This window comes from Salininema proteolyticum, assembly GCF_042685645.1.
GTDB classification, from domain to species: Bacteria; Actinomycetota; Actinomycetes; order Mycobacteriales; family Micromonosporaceae; genus Salininema; species Salininema proteolyticum.
This window is the reverse complement of sequence record NZ_JBHUNX010000001.1, coordinates 662,397-680,470: the sequence shown is the minus strand read 5'-3', so window position 1 is coordinate 680,470 and position 18,074 is coordinate 662,397. Positions and strand designations below refer to the sequence as shown.

Here is an 18,074-nt window from a genome sequence, read left to right as displayed (position 1 = left end):
GTCCGCTCCGGTTGTGACGATTCGATCGCAGTGGCCGTCATGGAAAGGATTTCAGGCTTCCGCCCGTAGGACGGAAGCCTGAACAGTCTAGTCGGTATCCATAAACAGAATGAGCTGTATTCGATTACTGGAGGGTATATCACGTAAATTCCCCGCAACCTTTCCCCGAGGCCGCCGTCACCACCGGAATGCCGCCCTCCCGGCTGGAGTCAGCCGATCCCGACGGCCGCTCCCCCAACGACTCTCAGAGGAGTTCCTACGCCTTGCGGCCACGCACCACCGGTTTCCCGCTCGCCGACGGCCTGTCGGTCTCGAGCCGCCGAGTTTCCCTCAATCCCCGACCCGCAGCCCGCCTATATGAAGGTCCAGGAAGCGGCGCCAGTCGGCGGATTCCCGGATCAGCTGCGAGACGGCCCAGACGAGCATCGCCAGGTCCTGGGCCTCGAAGTCCGGGCGGAGCCTCCCGGCGGCCTTGGCCCGCTCGAATATCAGCACCGCCTGGTCGAAGCCGCGCCGGCAGATCTCGTCCACCTCGTCGCTGAGGAAGTAGCGGCGCGACATGGTGTCGTTGAGGCCGCGGTCCCCCGCCTGCATGGAGAAGAGGTCGTCCAGGTATCCGGTGAAGGCCCGCCAGGGGTCCTCCTCCGCCAAAGCGGTCTCGGCGATTTTCTCGAACGCGGCCAGGCGCCCGGGGAGGATCGCGTCGTAGAGGTCTTGTCGGGTCGGGAAGTGGTTGTAGAGGGTTCCGATGCTCACACCGGCCTGTCGGGCGACCTCGTCCATCGGAACGTCGAGGCCGCGCGCGGAGAGGAGCTCGACGGCGGTGGACAGCAGCTTGTCGCGGTTTCGCAGGGCGTCGGAGCGCCGGGGCCTTTTCTCAGCGGGCATGCCCCCATTCTACAAAGTCGAGGGTCCTCTCAACTTGTGGTACCGTCGGAGCAAGTTGAGGGAACCCTCAATTTAATCTCGCGAAAGGAACCCACCCATGTCGAACTCCCCTACCGCCGTCATCCTGGGCGCCGGACCGGGCCTGGGCATGTCCCTGGCCCACCGATTCGGGAAAGAGGGCTATTCAGTCGCCCTGGTCTCCCGCTCTGCCGACCGGCACTCGGGCTACCTCTCGTCCCTGCGGAGCGCCGGCGTCGAAGCGGAGTCCTTCACCGCCGACCTGATGGACCGCGACGGCCTCGAAGCCGTGCTCGACGAGATATCCGCCCGTTTCGGCACCGTCGACGCGGTCTACTACGGGCCCGGGGCTCCGAACGCGGGGAATCCGGTGCCGATCACCGAAATGGACAGCAAGGACGCCGGGCAGCAGATGGAGACCGTCTACCGCGCCATGGACGCGGTGGCGAAGGTCCTGCCAGGAATGGTGGAGCGCGGGAACGGCGCCCTCCTCTTCGCCACCGGCATCGGCTCCATCACCCCGATGCCCCAGATCGGTTCCCTCGCGGTCATCAGCGCCGCCATGCGCAACTACGCCACCACGCTCAACGCCGGGCTCGCCGGGACGGGCGTCTACGCGGGCGCCCTCACCATCGGAGGGGCGATCGAGCGCAGCGACATCTACCGGACGCTCGAGGCCAACGCGGAGTCGATGGGCGACCCCGCGAAGTTCTCCCTGAACCCGGACGAGATCGCGGATGGCGCATGGAAACTGGTCGCCGAGCGGGATAGGCCTGAGGCCGTCTTCAACGCCCTGGGCTGAGGCGGAGACCGTCGTTAGTTCAGGCGAATCGGCAGGGCAAGGAGGCGGTAGTCCGGGAGCGGTTCCGGTCGCCGCCTCCTCGCCTGCAAAGCATCTTCAAGTACGGACCGATAGTTGTCCGGGAGCTTTTCACAGGAATGCGGGCGCCGCACGGCCGCCCGCCCGGAAACCACCTCGAGCTCCGGTATCCATCAATGTTCGGAGGGATTCGCTATCCCATCAGGCCGGATTCCCAGCCGTGCTCGCCGGAACCCTCACCCTTCTTCCCCTTGGCAAGCCGGTAGTACTCCGTCGTGCACGTCTCGTCATCCAGCGTCGCCGTCAGCACCCAGAGCCAGTCGTTGTCGGCGATCTGGGTCTTGTAGCAGTGCATGGCGGCGATCTTGCGGTCCCCGCTCTCCTTGGAGGCGCGGACCTGCGCGCTGATCTCCGCGTCGGGAGTGGCGAAGGGAATGTCGTCGGGGTCGTCGACGGCGGCGAAGGGATTGTCCGTCGAGTTGTGGAGCCGGTCGAATCCCAGGCGCATGACGCTCTTGGGCAGGGCCTTCCAGTAGACCTTGGCGATCTCGTGAGCTTCGCCGAGTTCGGGCCGCCAGTCGGGGTCGGCGGCCAGGTCGGCGGCCCGCATGGCGACGCGGTGCGCCTGAATGTGGTCGGGGTGCCCGTAGTCGCCGTTGGCGTCGTAGGTGACCAGGACGCGCGGACGGCGGTCGCGCACGATCCGCACGAGGTCGGCGGCGGCGTAGTCGATGTCGGCCTGCCAGAAGCAGTGCGGATGGTCGTTGGTCCGCTCCCCCATCATGCCGGAGTCGCGCCACCGGCCGATCCCGCCGAGGAAGTTCCAGTCGGTCACGCCGAGTTCGCGCATGGCGTCCCGGTACTCGCTGAGACGCCAGCCGCCGAGCTGGTCGGCCTGCTGCGCCGCGAGTCCGGCGAGCGCGGGGACGCGCACCTCGCCCTCTTCGCCGAGAGTGCAGGTGACGACGGTGACGTGGACGGAGGGGTCGGACGCGTAGTGCGCGACGGTCGCCCCGGTCGCGACGGTCTCGTCGTCGGGATGCGCGTGGACGAAGAGGACGCCGCCGGACTCCGGCGGGTTCTCGGCGGACGAGGTGGAACGACTTCCCTGTTCGGACATGCGTCCACCTTAACCTAGACGCCGACTCCGGAACGGACCAACGCTACCAGGCAAGTCGGGCCGTATCCTGCTATTGTGAGCAACCCCATTGACGTAGATCATATGTCCGGCGATATTCTGCGCATTGAGTCGAAAATCGCACATAGGAGTGCATCACTATGACCAGATCGGCCGAGCCCGAAGAACGACCGGCGGTCTCATCCCCGCCCCGAGCGGCGGTGGGAGAGGAGACGCTGCGGAAGGACCGGTGGTGGCTCGCCCCGCTGCTGACGGTCCTGGGGATCACCGCGTGGCTCGTCTACGCGACCGCACGAGTCTTCTACCAGGGCGCCTATTTCGTGCCCGAGTACCACTACCTGACGCCGTTCTACTCGCCGTGCGTCTCGCAGGGCTGCGACGCGGAGGCCGCCCTCATGGGCCGTTTCCTGCCCGACAGCCCGCTCCTGCCCTTCGCGGCGGTGTCCCTGCCGTTCCTGCTGCTGTTCCGCTTCACCTGCTACTACTACCGGCGCGCCTACTACCGTTCGTTCTGGCTCTCGCCGCCGGCGTGCGCGGTCCCGGACGGCCACCGCTCCTACAAGGGGGAGAGCCGCTTCCCGCTGATCTGGCAGAACTCGCACCGTTACTTCTTCTACGCGGCCTTCGCCATCTCCCTTATCAACACGGTCGACGCCGTCTTGGCGATGCGGTCGCCGACGGGTTTCGGCCTGGGGCTTGGCAATCTGGTCCTGTGGGCGAACGTGGCCCTGCTGTGGTGCTACACGCTGGGCTGCCACTCCTGCCGCCACATCATGGGCGGCAGGCTCACCCACTTCTCCCGCAACCCGATCCGCTACCGCCTGTGGACGATGACGTCGAAGCTCAACGCACGCCACATGTTCTTCGCCTGGATAACGCTCTTGTCCCTTGCGGTCACCGACTTCTACATCATGGCCGTCGCCGCCGGCTGGTTCGACGACCCGCGCTTCATAGGCTGAGGAGGAACTGTGGACAGCAAATACGACATCGACCGGCTCCACTGCGACGTGCTGGTCATCGGCGCCGGCGGTGCGGGGCTGCGCGCGGCGGTGGAGGCCCGCCTTCGGGGCGCCGACGTCCTGGTCGTCTCCAAGTCCCTCTTCGGCAAGGCCCACACGGTCATGGCCGAGGGCGGGGCGGCCGCGGCGATGGGGAACGTGAACTCCAACGACGATTGGAAGGTCCATTTCCGCGACACCATGCGCGGCGGCAAGTTCCTCAACAACTACCGGATGGCCGAGCTGCACGCCAAGGAGGCGCCCGAGCGGATCTGGGAGCTGGAGACCTACGGCGCCCTGTTCGACCGCACCCCGGACGGCCGGATCAGCCAGCGCAACTTCGGGGGCCACGAGTACCCGCGCCTCGCGCACGTGGGAGACCGGACGGGTCTGGAGCTCATCCGCACCATGCAGCAGAAGATCGTCGCCCTGCAGCAGGACGACGAGCGCCGGGGCAGCGAGCAGACCATCCGCGTCCTCGACGAGACGACAGTGACCGACCTGGTCGTGGAGGGAGGCGCGATCTCCGGCGCGGTGGGCTACCGCCGGGCCTCGGGGCGCTTCTTCGCCGTCGACGCCCCGGCCGTCGTGCTCGCCACAGGCGGCATCGGACGGTCCTATAAGGTCACGTCGAACTCCTGGGAGTACACGGGGGACGGACACGCTCTGGCGCTCCGGGCCGGGGCCGACGTGATCAACATGGAGTTCATCCAGTTCCACCCGACGGGCATGGTCTGGCCTGCCTCCGTCCGCGGCATCCTGGTGACCGAGTCGGTTCGCGGCGACGGGGGCGTCCTGAAGAACTCCGAGGGCGAGCGCTTCATGTTCCGCTACGTCCCGGACGTCTTCAAGGAGCAGTACGCCACCACCGAGGAGGAGGCCGACCGCTGGTACGAGGATCCGGACCATAACCGGCGCCCTCCCGAGCTGCTCCCCCGCGACGAGGTCGCCCGAGCGATCAACTCGGAGGTCAAGGAGGGGCGCGGCACCGCCAACGGGGGCGTCTACCTGGACATCGCGTCGCGGCGCAGCGAGGAGTTCATCCGCCGGAAGCTGCCGTCGATGCATCACCAGTTCAAGGAGCTGGCGGATGTGGACATTACGGCGGAGCCGATGGAGGTGGGGCCGACGTGCCACTACGTGATGGGCGGGGTCGAGGTCGACGCCGACAGCGCCCAGTCGTCCGTGCCGGGGCTCTTCGCGTCGGGCGAGGTGTCCGGCGGCATGCACGGTTCCAATCGCCTGGGCGGCAATTCGCTATCCGATCTGCTGGTCTTCGGCAAGCGTTCCGGAGAGCACGCGGCCGATTTCGCCGCCAACGCCTCCGAGGCGCGCGTCAGCGACGGGAAGATCGCCGAGGCGGTGGAGAACGCCCTGCGGCCCTTCGCGAACGACGGCCTCAATCCCTACGAGGTCCAGGCGGAGCTGCAGAAGGTCAACGGCAGGCTGGTGGGCATCATCCGCCGCGAGTCGGAGCTGGTGGAGGCCGTCAAGATGCTGGAGGACCTCCGGGAGACGGTGGAGAACGCCGCGATCGGGGGCGGCAGGGCCTACAACCCGGGCTGGCACTTGGCGCTCGACGTGCGCAACATGTGGCTGTGCTCCATGGCCACGGCGAAGGCCGCGCTCATGCGCAAGGAGTCGCGCGGTGGGCACACCCGCGACGACGCGCCGGGCATGGATCCGGAGTGGCGCAAGGTCAATCTGGTGGCGAGCCTCGGCGAGGACGGGATCTCTCTGGAGCGCAAGCCGGTCCCGGAGATTCCGGCGGAGTTGCGGCGCCTGTTCGACGAGGAGGAGCTGGCGAAGTACATGACGCCCGAGGAGTACGGCGGCGACGGAGAGGAAGGGCAGGAGTGATGGGCACCAGGGAGTTCAAGATCTGGCGGGGCGACGACTCGGGGGGCGATCTGGCCTCCTTCGAGGTGGAGGTCCGCGAGGGCGAGGTCGTCCTGGACGTGGTGCACCGCATCCAGGCCGAGCAGGCGCCCGACCTGGCCGCGCGCTGGAACTGCAAGGCGGGCAAGTGCGGGTCGTGTTCGGCGGAGGTCAACGGGCGTCCGCGCCTGATGTGCATGACGCGCATGTCGGTGTTCGAGCCCGACGAGACGGTGACCGTCACGCCGCTGCGGACGTTCCCGGTGGTGCGCGACTTGGTGACCGACGTGTCGTTCAACTACGAGAAGGCGCGCGCCATGCCCTCGTACGAGCATCCGTCCGGCCTCGCGCCGGGCGAGGCGCGGATGCAGCAGGTGGACGTGGAGCGCTCGCAGGAGTTCCGCAAGTGCATCGAGTGCTTCCTGTGCCAGAACACGTGCCACGTGGTGCGCGACCACGAGGACAACAAGGAGGCGTTCTCCGGCCCGCGCCTGTTCATCCGCTCGGCCGAGCTGGATATGCACCCGCTCGACGCGAGGGACGACCGCGGTGCGGAGGCACAGGACGACCAGGGGCTTGGGTACTGCAATATCACCAAGTGCTGCACGGAGGTGTGCCCGGAGGGCATCAAGATCACCGACAACGCGATCATCCCCATGAAGGAGCGGGTGGCGGGCGACCGCTACGACCCGCTGGTGTGGCTGGGGCGCAAGATCTTCCGCCGCGACACGAAATAGTCGCGATTCGATGTCGTTCCGTCGCCCGCGGGCAACGGTTCGGCAACGGAGGGATCCCGGCGGCCCGGCGAGGAGTCTCATGGAGGTAACCCCGACACGGCGACCCGAAAGGGACGAATCATGAAGACCCTCGCCAGGGCGGCCGGCCTCGCCGGCGCCCTCGCCATCCTGAGCTCCTGCACCGCGGACGGCGGCCAAGAAGCGATGAACGAGGCGGACGCGCCCCATACACCGGTGGACACCGCCGAGGACGCGGTGTCCACCTTCGGCCTGGACGTCGACACGGCCTCCTACGAGCACGCCCGCGCCCGGCTCCGCGAGGGGCAGGGCGTCGACCGCGACCAGATCCGGCCCGAGGAGTTCGTCAACTACTTCGACTACGACTACCCCGATCCCGACGACGGGGTCTTCTCGCTGACGGTGGACGGCATGGAGGCCCCCGACTGGTACGGGGAGGGCGGGGACCACCTCATGCGCGTCGCCCTGAACACCGCGCCCGTCGAGGAGGGCGAGCGCCCCGATGTGAACCTGACCTTCGTCATCGACGTCTCGGGGTCCATGAGCGGGGAGAAGATCGGCATCGTCCGCGACTCGCTGAAGACGCTGGCGGAGTCGCTGCGGCCCTCCGACTCGGTCGCCATCGTCACCTTCAACGACGAGGACGCGGTCCTACGGCAGATGGGGGACGTCGGCGACGGCGGGGACCTCGGCGCGGCGATCGGCGACCTGGAGGCCTCGGGCTCGACGAACATGCACGCGGGGCTGACCACGGGATACGACATCGCCGCGGAGGGCTTTGACGAGGGGGCGTACAACCGCGTCGTGCTGCTCTCCGACGGCGCGGCCAACGTCGGCCCGACCGAGCACGAGGCGATCCTCGACGACCTCGGCGACCACCTCTCGGCGAACATCGCGCTCCTGACAGTAGGAGTGGGCCGAGGCTACGACCAGACCGCCCTGGAACAGCTGGCGGACCAGGGGAACGGCTGGGCCTCCTACTTCGCCACGGCCGAGGAGGCCGAGACGGTATTCGGCGAGCGCTTCACGACGTCGCTGGGCGTGGTGGCGAGAGAGGCCAAGGCGCAGGTGGAGTTCGACGACGCGACGGTGGCGGAGTACCGCCTGATCGGCTATGAGAACCGCGCCCTGGAGGACGACGAGTTCGACGACGACTCGGTGCCCGGGGGATCCATCGGCCCGGGGCACACGGTGACCGCGCTCTACGCGCTCGAGTTGACCGGCGAGGAGGGGCCTCTGGCCACGGTGGACGTCCGCTGGCTGGATCCCGAGACGCGCGAGCCCTCCACGGTCGAGGCGACTCTGTCCGCTGAGGACGTCGTCGCGTTCGACGACGCCGATCCGGACGCTGGAGTGGCGCTGATGGCCGCGGCCTTCGCCGAGGAGCTGCGGGCCCCGGAAGGCGCGCTGCCGGTCCTTCGGGAGGCGTGCGCGGACGTCGTGGGCGGCGCGACGGACCCGACGGCGGAGGAGCTGGTAGAGCTGATCGGGTTGGCAGAGGACGGGGGCGAATAGCCTTCGGGGCGCTGGGCGGCCCGCTCGGTCGGTAGACCGGTGTCTGCTCACTCCCGAACAGTCTCCTGAGGGCGCGGGGCGGCCGCTGTTAGGATCTTGGCCATGCCCCTCGCCCTGTTCTTCTTCTACGGCTCTGTCACCGTTCTCGCGTTCGGCCCGTTGGCCTTCGGCCTCTCCCTGCCCGTCGGGGCGGGGAGCGGTTTCCTCGCCGTGGCGGCGCTGCTGTGGTGTCTGGTCCTGCTGGGCAGGACGGTCCGGCTGTCGCTGCCGTTGCGGATCGCGTCGGCACATCCGCTCGACGGCGCCTCCACGGCCGAACTGGGCCACCTGTCCTCTCTGGCCGCCCGGCACTTCCGCAGCAGGGCGCCGGAGGCGGTCGTGCTGTGGGACAGGCCGGAGGCGCGGATCGTGGAGCGCGCCTCGTGGCTCGGGCTGCGGCGGGGCCGACCGGTGCTCGCGGTCCATCCGATCCTGCTGCGCCACTTGGGCGCCGACCAGCTGCTGGCCCTCGTGGCGGCCGATATGCTCCTGTCGTCCGAGGACCGGGACGCGAAGGTGCGCCGTGCCGACCGCGTCCACCGCACGCTGTCGCTGGTACTCGAAGGGCAGGGGCCGAAGCGCGGCATCGCCGGGAGACTGCTGGCTCGCTTCGTCCGCGGCCCCATGGCCCGGCGGCGGGAGTCGGCGTTCGGCTCAGTGCTGGAGGCCGACGTGGAAGCCTCCCGGGACGCGGGGGCCGACACCCTCTGCGAGGCGCTGGCCGGATCGGCGGTCCTGGCCGACGCGTGGCGGAAGTTCTTGCGGCGGTATGTCCCCGACGACCACCGCATGGTGCTCTACCGGCCTGAGGGGCTCGTCTACGGTTTCGGCGAGTACCTCTCCGCGCGCCGCGACGCCGTCACGGCGGAGGTCGACAAGGAGGCCGCCTATGCCGCGCGAAGCGCGTGGACGGCGTTCCCTCCCGTGGGGACGCGCCTGGACGCGCTCGCCGTGGACGCCCAGTTCCAGCACACGGAGAACGAGCTCGAACCGGCCTCGGAGATGGTGCGGAACCTTCCCGAGCACATCGCCGCCTTCGAAGGCTCCCGTCTGCGCCCGGGTACCCGGCCGGTCGACTGGGACACGTGGTTCGCGATCTTCCTATGGGACAAGGCCCGCCCCGGGGCCCGCAAGACGCTGGAGGCGATGCGGGTGGTCTCCGGCCGGAGCGAGCGCCTCCTCGGCTGGTGGTTCGACGAGATCGCCGCCGGCCGGGGCGCGGTGGCGACGCGGGACCTCAAGAACGCCGGCATGCCCGTCGACGGGTTCCTGAGCGTGCTGCGGCTGGCGGCGCTCCAGTCGGAGAGCGTTCGCTTGAAACTCCACTGGGACCGCGAGTTCGAGTGGGTCGACGCCGAGGGGCGGGGCACCGGGCTGGAGTCCTTCCCCGAGCGCCTCGACATCCTGAAGCCCGAGTCGGCCGCCGAGATCCGCTGGGAGCTGGACCTGATCGGCCTGGATCCGGACGCGGGCCTCGACGTCGAGACCCCGTGGGCGAAGGTCGAGGCGCACCGCGAACTCCTGCGGGAGAGTGGCTAGCGGGCCTTCTTCACCGACGTCTTGCGGTACCACCCGTAGTCGCGCTTCGGGTTGGGGTGCCGGTTCCAGGGGAAGGCGCCGATGTAGCCGTCCACGGCCTTGAAGTGCTCGACGGCCTCGGCGTGGCGGCCGGCCTTGCTGAGGAAGTACGCCAGGATGTGGCGGACCCGGTAGGCCTCCGGGGACTCGGGGTCGTCGACGGCCGCGAAGTCCTCCAGGCAGCGGTCGGTCATCTCTCGGACCTCGGGTTTCCGATAGGCCTTGTCCTCCTCGGCGATCCCGTGCTCTTCGAAGAAGGCGATGAGGGGCAGGGCGCTCAGCAGCCGGCCCTTCGGCGCCGCGGCGGCGGCCGTCTCCGCGAACTCGCGGGCGGCCTCGTGCGAGCCCCGCCATTTGCGGCACCAGTACTGGAGGGCGGCCTGGTGGCCGGCGAAGCCGTGGGGGTCGCGGGCGGTGTACTCGTCCCAGAGGCCGCGCATGCGGTCGTGGGAGTAGCCGCAGGCCATGGCGATGGGGAAGAGGCTGCTGTAGGCGGTCGGGTCGTCGGGCGCGGCGGCGACGGCGAGTTCGGCGTGCTCCTCGGCGCGGAGGATCCAGTCCCGGAAGCCCTCGATCTGCTCGTCGGTGAGGACCGAGGCGACGTATCCCGAGCGCACTTTCCAGGCGTAGCGGGTGGTTCGGGACGCGCGCACCAGTTTCGCCCCGGGGTGGTCCGGTTCGGCCTCCTCCCAGCGCGTCAGCGGTGAGTCGTCGTCCACGGTGGCATCGGCCAGGGTGGTGACGAGTTCGGCGCGGTCGCCCCACTTCCCCCAGGTCGCGTCGAGGAGGGTGGCGAGGGCGCGCCAGTCGTCGGCCTTCAGGGCCTCCTCGATGGCGCCGGCCCTTTCGGTGGGCGGCATGGCCCTTCCGGTGTCGAGGGCGAGGAGCGGCTCGTAGCCGTCCAGGGGCTCGGCCTCGTAGCCGGGGTCGGCGTCGGAGGGGTAGTAGCCGCCGAGCCTGCGGATGAGGTCGTTGGCGGGTTCCTCTCCCTTGAACAGGATGGTGACGAAGATGCAGGCCTTCTGGAGGGGCGAGGGCATGAGGGTGAACATGAGGGGGCACTTTCCAGGTCGTGGCGGGCGCGGCTCATCGTAGCAGGCGATCGCCATCGGTGAATATCAAGGGTTTCCCCTTGCCGTCCTTGCCGAGTAGGGTTCCCGACCCGTCGCCGTCCGATCCTTTGACCTGGCGCTCCACCGCGAATCCACCCTGCCCTCTCCCCCGTTGCATTGATAGATATCACATTGATCTTTATCATTATCAAAGGCGGGACAAGCCCGCCTCCGCAACGCAACATAGGAGAGGTTCCAATGCGACCCATACGATCAGCGCTCGCGCTGACGGGAACCTGCATCCTGGTCACAACAGGACTAGCAGCAGCAACGGCGTCCGCCCAGGACGTCCCCGACGGAGAACCCGTCGTCTGGGAGGTCTCCGGGCTCACGCCCGACGAGGTCCTCGACCTCTACGACGACGGCTTCGACGTCGCCGAGTTCCACGACGGCACCGCCGACGTCATCGGCGACCAGGACGTCGCCGACGAGCTCCGCGAGCGCGGGATGGACCCCGAGTTCCACGACACCGTCTACAAGCCCATCGACCCCGCCGCCTCCGACGTGGACGCCCAAGGCACGTTCTACGGCGGTTACAAGACCTCCGACCTGCACTTCGAACACGTCGACGACGTGGCCTCGCAGTATCCGGACCTCACCGAGGTCTACGACATCGGCGACTCGTGGCTCAAGACGCAGGGCCGGGGCGGCCACGACATCCAGGCGATCTGCCTGACGGCCAAGGAGGCCGGGGACTGCCAACTCTCGCCCGACTCCTCCAAGCCCCGCTTCACCCTCGTCAGCCAGATCCACTCGCGCGAACTGGCCACCGGGGAGATCACGTGGCGCTGGATCGACTACCTGACGCAGAACTACGGCTCCGACCCGGAGGTGACCGAGCTGATGGACACCACCGAGATGTGGGTGGTGCCCCAGGCGAACCCCGACGGCGTGGACCGCGTCGCGGCGGGCGGGAACAACCCCGTCCTGCACCGGAAGAACGCCAACGACTCGACCGGCTGCAGCGGGACGGGCGTGGGCGTGGACCTCAACCGCAACCACAGCTACAAGTGGGGCGACGCCTCGTCCAACCCGTGCGCCGAGACCTACCGCGGCTCCTCGCCCGCCTCGGAGCCCGAGATCCAGGCTCTGCAGGACTTCTTCGGGAAGATCCACCCCGACCAGCGCGGTCCGGGCGACAACGACCCGGCGCCGGACGACACCCGGGACGTCATGATCTCGCTGCACGCCTACGGCAACTACCTGATCGTGCCGTGGGGCTACTCGACGGCGCGTCCGCCGAACGACTCCGACCTGCGCAGCCTGGCCAACGCCCAGGCGCAGCACAACGGCTACCAGGTCGGCAACCCGGCCGAGACGGTCGGCTACACCGCCAGCGGGACGACCGACGACTACACGTACGGGGAGCTGGGCATCGCCTCCTACACCTACGAGATCGGGTCGGGCTGGGGCTCGTGCGGCGGGTTCTTCCCGTCGTACTCGTGCGTCGACTCGACGTTCTGGCCGGCGAACCGGGACGCGCTCATGGTCGCCGCGCAGTCGGCCGACGCCCCCTACGGCGGCGGTTCCGGCGAGCCGGAGCCGACCGAGTGCGAGAACCGCGACGTGACCGAGTCGGGGAACCTCTCCGGCCGCGGTTCGAGCGTCAGGCACCCGTCCAGCTCCGGTTACGAGGCCGGGTCCGGCACCCACCAGGTCTGCCTGCGCGGGCCGGAGGGCACGGACTTCGACCTCTACCTGGAGAAGTGGAGCGGCAGCTCGTGGACGACGGTGGACCGGAGCATCTCGGTCACCTCGGACGAGGACATCGAGTACTCCGGGACGGCCGGGACCTACCGTATCCGCGCTTACTCCTATTCCGGGAGCGGCGACTACTCGGTCGGCTACAGCACCCCGTAGCCGCGTTCGAGGTCTCCGCGACCGGGGCGGGGCCGTGGTCCACCTGTGTGGGCTCGGCCTCGCCCTTCCCGGCCGCGGGACCGGTCGGGATAAAATTGCCGGGTGAAGTTGACTCTTGGAATCGTGGGACTGCCCAACGTCGGAAAAAGCACGCTGTTCAACGCCCTGACCAGGGCGGATATCCTGGCCGCGAACTATCCGTTCGCCACCATCGAGCCGAACGTCGGGGTGGTGGCCGTGCCGGACGAACGGTTGAAGGCGCTCGGCGAGATCTACTCCTCGGAGAAGATCATGCCGGCCACGGTGACCTTCGTCGACATCGCCGGCCTCGTCCGGGGCGCGTCGGAGGGCGCGGGCAAGGGCAACCAGTTCCTCTCCAACATCCGCGAGTCGAACGCCATCGCCCAGGTCGTCCGCGTCTTCGAGGACGGGAACGTGACCCACGTCGACGGCGAGGTCTCCCCCGAGGGCGACATCGACACCATCAACACCGAGCTGATCCTGGCCGACGTCCAGACGATCGAGAACGTGCTGCCCCGCCTCGAGAAGGAGGCGCGGATCAAGAAGGACGTGGCGCCGAAGGCGGCCGCCATCAAGGAGGCTCAGGAGATCCTGGAGAGCGGGAAGACGCTCTTCGCGGCCGGGTACGAGTCCGAGCACCTGGACGACCTGCACCTGCTGACGACGAAGCCGTTCATCTACGTCTTCAACGTCGACGAGGGCCAGGTCGCCGACGAGGAGCTCAAGAAGAAGCTGAGCGCCTCGGTGGCCCCGGCCGAGGCGGTGTTCCTGGACGCGAAGTTCGAGGCCGAGCTGATCGACCTGGACGACGAGGAGGCCCGCGAGCTGCTGGAGTCGACCGGTCAGACCGAGCCGGGCCTGGACCGCCTCGCCTCGGTGGGCTTCTCGACTCTGGGTCTGCAGACCTACCTGACGGCCGGGCCGAAGGAGGCGCGCGCGTGGACGATCCGCCAGGGCGCCACCGCGCCGGAGGCCGCCGGCGAGATCCACACCGACTTCGAGCGCGGGTTCATCAAGGCCGAGATCGTGAACTTTGACGACCTGGTCGCGGCGGGCTCCATGCAGGAGGCCAAGGCCGGCGGCAAGGTCCGCATGGAGGGCAAGGACTACGTCATGAAGGACGGCGACGTGGTCGAGTTCCGGTTCAACGTGTAGTCCATCGCGCTCGGGCCCGCTGGTGCGGCGTGCCTTGAGCTCACGCTCCCCTCCGGCGAATGGCGGGCGTTTTCGCTGCTATCGGCCGAATATGGTGTCGACGGCGCATGGTGATCTGCTACATTCGGACGCAGGATCCGTCGGAGGGAATCGTATGGGGCTTCTCACGTTCAGCATCAACGTCACCCTGGACGGCTGCGTCGACCATGAAGCGGGCATCGCCGACGACGAGACGCATGCCCACTTCACTCGACTGATGGACGACTACGGCGCGATGCTCTGGGGCCGCACCACCTACGAAATGATGGAGAGCTACTGGCCGGCGGTCGCTCGCGGCGACGTCGAGGCGCCGCCGGCGATGCTCGAGTGGGCGCGCAAGCTGGAGGCCAAACCGAAGTACGTCGTGTCGTCGACACGGACCGACTTCCCGTGGACGAACAGTCACCACGTCGTAGGCGACCTGCGTTCGGCGGTGCAGGACCTCAAGGATTCGACTCCCCGCGGAGTGCTCGTCGGCAGCGGCAAACTCGCGACGGCACTGGACCGGCTGGGGCTGATCGACGAGTACGAGTTCCTCGTCCATCCCGTGATCGCGGGGCACGGCCCCACCCTGTACCAGGACGGATTGCCCAGCAAGCGGCGTCTCGATCTGACGTCGGCGGAACCGCTCCGCAATGGCGCGGTCGTCATGCGCTATCGACGGGCTGAGTGAGGTCGTGCGCTACGGCCGGACATGAGCTCGACCGCGCAGACGGCTCTGCGTGTCGGAGCCCGGTCAAGTTCCGGTTCGACGTCAGAGGGCGCTCGCACGGCAGGGTCGTGATCGGGCGCTGACGCCGATGCGCATGCCGCGTTCCCCGACCGACGACAGCCTCCGGTCATTCGTACGGGGAGAAGGCGAAGTCCGGTTCGCGGCCGTGCAGGCTCGCGAAGTGTGCGATCAGCTCGGCCTCGGTCACCCTCTCACCGTCGAGGATTCGCCGGAGATAGGGGCGCAGCCAGCCCGCCTCCGCCTTCTCGAAGTGGTCGGCCCACTTCTCGCCGAGCGCCTCGGCGACGCTGATCACGGCACCCATCGAACCTTGCGCGACGCCTTCGGCGACGGCCACCTTCGCCGGTGCGGGCTCGACGCTGACGTCGACGAACCACGGGTAGACGAACGGGTCTCCAGCCTTCCAGAAGAGCCGGTTCGACGCGAGGCAGAGATAGCGGCGCCCAGTCCCGGGGCTCGGGTCGGTATCAGCGGGCGGGTCGAGGATCTCGGTCGGCGCGACGATGACGCCGACGATCCGTTCCTCCCGGTGGCGCAGGTGGAGGCCCTCCTCCTGCCGGTCGAAGGCCGCGACGACGATGCGGCGCCGGGTCGCCTGCCACCAGAGGGCCCGGTCGCCGCCCGCGTACTGCACGAGCGTCTTGAGGAGCGATCGCACGTCGAGCGTCTCGGCGTCGGGGTCGTAGTCGGGCAGTGCCCCGAGATCGAGGTGGTTCTCCGCGCCCCATCGCCGACTCATCGCCTCGACCAGCGGGTCGGGCTCGTCCTCGGGCCGAGGAGGCGACCAGCCGGCCAGGGGGACGAGCCGCATGATGCCCCACGCGGTGCTTCCCGAGAACTCCCCGAGCTCCCACTCCTGTTCGGTCTCGTCCGTCTCCTCCGGCTGCGGCCAGGGCATCTCCGCGAGCAGGCTGACGACGTCCAGCAGAGCGGCGTGGCCCGCGTTCTCGGGATCGTTCTCGGGGCCACTCTCAGGGATCATGCGAAGGCCCGCCTCGGCTCGGTCCGGATCTCCTCGTCGATGCCGCGCACGACCGCGTGCATCGGCGGGGCGAAGGGGGCGTCTGACATCTCGGTTTCCTTCGGGGTGTCTTCAGTTGATCGCGAAAGGACTGCGTGCCGGGTCCTGTCAGGACGGTCCGTCAGCGTAGCGGAAGGCCTTGAACCGACGTCGCCCTTCTTCAACCGTCTCCGCGATCTCGTCGAGGTCGGCATCCGTCCGGAGCGCGGTCCGGACGACGACCTCTTCGCGCAACGCGAGGCCCCCGCACCCGGATTCGATGCTCGCGGCCCGCGCAGCCGGTCCATTCTATACCGACCTCGCCCGCGGACTCGGCGGACCGGACCTCCTCCGGGTCGACTGCGCGCCTGTGGCCGTGACGGTCCGACGGAGCAATCGCGGCGCCCAGCGGGCGCCGGGCACCGCTGAGTTCAGGAGCACCCCGTCTTCCCGGCGGGGTGCTCCATGGGTTCGGCAACGCCGGTCGAACTACGTCATCCGACGGGGTCGCACGCCAGAGCCGTCGCCGGTTCCGGTTTCCTGCGCGCGGCCGCCCTGGCCGCGATCCACGTGGTGAGCAACAGCCCGAGCGCGGCGGGGACGAGCGCCCAGGCCGCGAGGTCGGCAGGGCCGGTGCCCGCGGTGAGCAGCGCTCCGCCGAGGGCCGCACCGACGGCGGAGCCGAGGTACATGGCGGCCATCTGGAACGCGATGATCGGCATCGCCTGCGCGGGCCGGTCCGCGGTGAGCGCCTGCTGCAGTGTCGGCACGCTGGCCCAGCCGACCGCGCCCCAGACCGCCGCGGCGATCAGCCACGTGATCGGCGAAGAGGAAAGCCACACCGCGGCGAAGCTCAGCCCCATCAGCACGGGCAGGGCTATCAGCGGCGGCTTGGGGCCGTAGCGGTCGAGAGGCTTGCCGATCAGCGCGGAGCCGGTGACGCCGCCGATACCCCACGCCCAGACCAGGGCGAAGCCCCAAGCGCCGAGTCCGCGGTCCTCGGCCATGGGCAGCAGGTAGGTGTAGAGGCCCAGGCTCGCGCCCCCGAGCAGGAAGACCGCCACGACACCGACGCTGGTCCGGCTCGATCGGAGCACCGTGAAGGCGGACCCGCCTGACATCGCGTCGAGCCGCGGGAGCGTCTTCGCGCGGGAGGCCAGGACTGCCATGCTGACCACGCCTATGAGCACGACCAGGGCCATGGTCCAGCGCCATCCGGCGCTCTGGCCGACGAGCATCCCGACGGGCACGCCCGCGACCGTGCCGGTGGAGAGCCCGAAGGTCACCAGGGACATGGCGCGGCCCCGCTCGTGGTCGGAGACCATCGCGGCGGCCGTGGTGGTCGCGACCGCCGTGAGGATGCCCGCACCGGCCCCCGCGACGACCCGGGACGCCAGGAAGACCTCGATGCCCGGCGCGAGGGCGGTGATGAGGTTGCCGAGGTTGAACACCCCGAGTGCGATCAGCAGTGCGCGTGCGGTGCTGCCGCGGGTGAGCCGTCCGGACAGCAGCGGTCCGGCGACCGCGTAGGCGGCGGTGAACGCCGTGACGCCGAGGCCGATCATCGCCACCGTGGTCGCCAGGGAGTCGGCGATGGACGGAAGCACGCCGGCCAGGACGTAGGCGTCGATGCCGAGCGCGACCGCAGCGACGGAGAGAGGCCACACCTTGCCGATCATTCGTCGTCCTCCCCGCGGTCGTCGGCGCTCTCGTAGCCGGCGAGCACCGTGTGGAGCAGGCCTGGGAATCGCTCTTCGAGGTCCTCGTCGCGGAGCCTGATCATGCACTTGCGGCCTTCGGCGCGCACGAAGACCACGCCGGACTCGCGAAGCAGCCTCGTGTGGTGGGTCAGGGTGGAACGCGGCAGGTCCGGGCCGAGGTCGATGCTGTCGGTCTCGCCCTGCTCGGCGAGTATCCGCACCATGTCCAGTCGCAACGGCTCGCTGAGGGCGAAGAGGACGCGTTGAATCGCGATTTCCTCGGTCTCCGGGTGGACGTAGATCCGTGGCGTCATTGGGCGGCTCCTATCGTTCGAATATTCCCGAACGATGATAGTTCGAAAATTCCCGCACGATCAAGTCGGCAAGTGCCCGGGAGGGGTGAGGTTGGCGACTCTAGGTGAGACCAGCGGCGTCTCGTACGTCGCGAATCCAGCACGCCGGGTTCGTGCGCCTGGGCCTGACAGCGCTGCCGGCGCTCATTGCTCACGAGCATGAGCGTGCGCGTGTGCTTTCGCTCAGCCGACAGGCTTCGTTCACTTGGGTACACGCCCGGCCGTGGCCCGTTGCGAACTTCGGAATTTCGCGGGTGGCGGGTGACATGGTCGAGTTCAGGTCCGGTGTCGGACGCGCGTGTTAACTTGGTCGAAGTGGCGGGGAGACTCGCCGCGCACAGCGCTTCCAGGTGAACGACCACCTGAATCATTGCGGAGAGGCCTGAAACGACCAGGACATGTCCGAATGGGGTGTTGCGCCTACCGGCGCGCCTTAATTCACCGTGCCGGTGCATCGACACCGGCCGACGAAAG

At 68.8% G+C, this 18,074-nt stretch carries 14 protein-coding genes and 1 pseudogene; 9 read left to right on the top strand and 6 right to left on the bottom strand.

The window, feature by feature from the left end:
- Positions 1-330 precede the first annotated feature (330 nt).
- Positions 331-888 carry a TetR/AcrR family transcriptional regulator gene (locus tag ACFTE1_RS03195; RefSeq protein WP_380617513.1) on the bottom strand — a complete coding sequence of 186 codons (558 nt, stop codon included), beginning with the start codon at positions 886-888 and terminating at the stop codon, positions 331-333.
- Between the two features lie 97 nt (positions 889-985).
- On the opposite strand from ACFTE1_RS03195, the gene ACFTE1_RS03190 reads away from it, so the two are divergent.
- A complete protein-coding gene (locus ACFTE1_RS03190; protein ID WP_380617514.1) occupies positions 986-1,708 on the top strand; it encodes an SDR family NAD(P)-dependent oxidoreductase in 723 nt (240 codons plus the stop codon).
- 211 nt (positions 1,709-1,919) lie between these two features.
- Here the strand turns inward: ACFTE1_RS03190 and mshB are convergent, their stop codons facing one another.
- Positions 1,920-2,846 carry an N-acetyl-1-D-myo-inositol-2-amino-2-deoxy-alpha-D-glucopyranoside deacetylase gene (mshB, locus tag ACFTE1_RS03185; RefSeq protein ID WP_380617515.1) on the bottom strand — a complete coding sequence of 309 codons (927 nt, stop codon included), beginning with the start codon at positions 2,844-2,846 and terminating at the stop codon, positions 1,920-1,922.
- A gap of 158 nt (positions 2,847-3,004) precedes the next feature.
- Between mshB and ACFTE1_RS03180 the strand changes: the two genes are divergently transcribed.
- From ACFTE1_RS03180 to ACFTE1_RS03160, 5 genes and pseudogenes are all read left to right on the top strand, one after another.
- Entirely contained in the window at positions 3,005-3,823 is an 819-nt protein-coding gene (locus tag ACFTE1_RS03180; protein WP_380617516.1) for a hypothetical protein, read from the top strand.
- A gap of 9 nt (positions 3,824-3,832) precedes the next feature.
- A complete protein-coding gene (locus ACFTE1_RS03175) occupies positions 3,833-5,722 on the top strand; it encodes a fumarate reductase/succinate dehydrogenase flavoprotein subunit (protein WP_380617517.1) in 1,890 nt (629 codons plus the stop codon).
- A pseudogene (locus ACFTE1_RS03170) lies at positions 5,722-6,465 on the top strand (succinate dehydrogenase/fumarate reductase iron-sulfur subunit); the annotation flags it as partial. The gene ACFTE1_RS03175 and the pseudogene ACFTE1_RS03170, both read left to right, overlap by 1 nt.
- Before the next feature lie 132 nt (positions 6,466-6,597).
- Positions 6,598-8,010: a vWA domain-containing protein gene (locus tag ACFTE1_RS03165; RefSeq protein ID WP_380617518.1), complete on the top strand. Its 1,413-nt coding sequence runs from the start codon at positions 6,598-6,600 to the stop codon at positions 8,008-8,010.
- Positions 8,011-8,112: 102 nt separating this feature from the next.
- Positions 8,113-9,588, top strand: coding sequence for a hypothetical protein (locus tag ACFTE1_RS03160; RefSeq protein WP_380617519.1), 1,476 nt, complete (start codon positions 8,113-8,115; stop codon positions 9,586-9,588).
- Here the strand turns inward: ACFTE1_RS03160 and ACFTE1_RS03155 are convergent.
- On the bottom strand, positions 9,585-10,679 hold the full coding sequence (locus tag ACFTE1_RS03155; protein WP_380617520.1) for a hypothetical protein: 1,095 nt from the start codon (positions 10,677-10,679) through the stop codon (positions 9,585-9,587). The two genes, ACFTE1_RS03160 and ACFTE1_RS03155, sit on opposite strands and share 4 nt — an antisense overlap.
- A gap of 258 nt (positions 10,680-10,937) precedes the next feature.
- Here ACFTE1_RS03155 and ACFTE1_RS03150 point away from each other — a divergent pair, with 258 nt between their 5' ends.
- The 3 genes from ACFTE1_RS03150 (at position 10,938) to ACFTE1_RS03140 (ending at position 14,487) form a co-directional block, all read left to right on the top strand.
- The gene (locus ACFTE1_RS03150; RefSeq protein ID WP_380617521.1) at positions 10,938-12,599 is read left to right on the top strand and encodes a M14 family zinc carboxypeptidase; all 1,662 of its coding nucleotides are present in this window, start codon (positions 10,938-10,940) and stop codon (positions 12,597-12,599) included.
- A gap of 102 nt (positions 12,600-12,701) precedes the next feature.
- A complete protein-coding gene (gene ychF / locus ACFTE1_RS03145) occupies positions 12,702-13,775 on the top strand; it encodes a redox-regulated ATPase YchF (protein ID WP_380617522.1) in 1,074 nt (357 codons plus the stop codon).
- Positions 13,776-13,929: 154 nt separating this feature from the next.
- On the top strand, positions 13,930-14,487 hold the full coding sequence (locus tag ACFTE1_RS03140; RefSeq protein WP_380617523.1) for a dihydrofolate reductase family protein: 558 nt from the start codon (positions 13,930-13,932) through the stop codon (positions 14,485-14,487).
- A 166-nt stretch (positions 14,488-14,653) separates the two neighbouring features.
- Here ACFTE1_RS03140 and ACFTE1_RS03135 read toward each other — a convergent pair whose 3' ends face one another.
- The 3 genes from ACFTE1_RS03135 to ACFTE1_RS03125 form a co-directional block, all read right to left on the bottom strand.
- Positions 14,654-15,529 carry a hypothetical protein gene (locus ACFTE1_RS03135; RefSeq protein WP_380617524.1) on the bottom strand — a complete coding sequence of 292 codons (876 nt, stop codon included), beginning with the start codon at positions 15,527-15,529 and terminating at the stop codon, positions 14,654-14,656.
- Between the two features lie 512 nt (positions 15,530-16,041).
- A complete protein-coding gene (locus ACFTE1_RS03130; RefSeq protein ID WP_380617525.1) occupies positions 16,042-17,226 on the bottom strand; it encodes an MFS transporter in 1,185 nt (394 codons plus the stop codon).
- Complete coding sequence (locus ACFTE1_RS03125) at positions 17,223-17,561, bottom strand: ArsR/SmtB family transcription factor (protein WP_380617526.1); 339 nt, start codon at positions 17,559-17,561, stop codon at positions 17,223-17,225. The genes ACFTE1_RS03130 and ACFTE1_RS03125 overlap by 4 nt, the downstream gene beginning before the upstream one ends.
- Between the last annotated feature and the right edge of the window lie 513 nt (positions 17,562-18,074).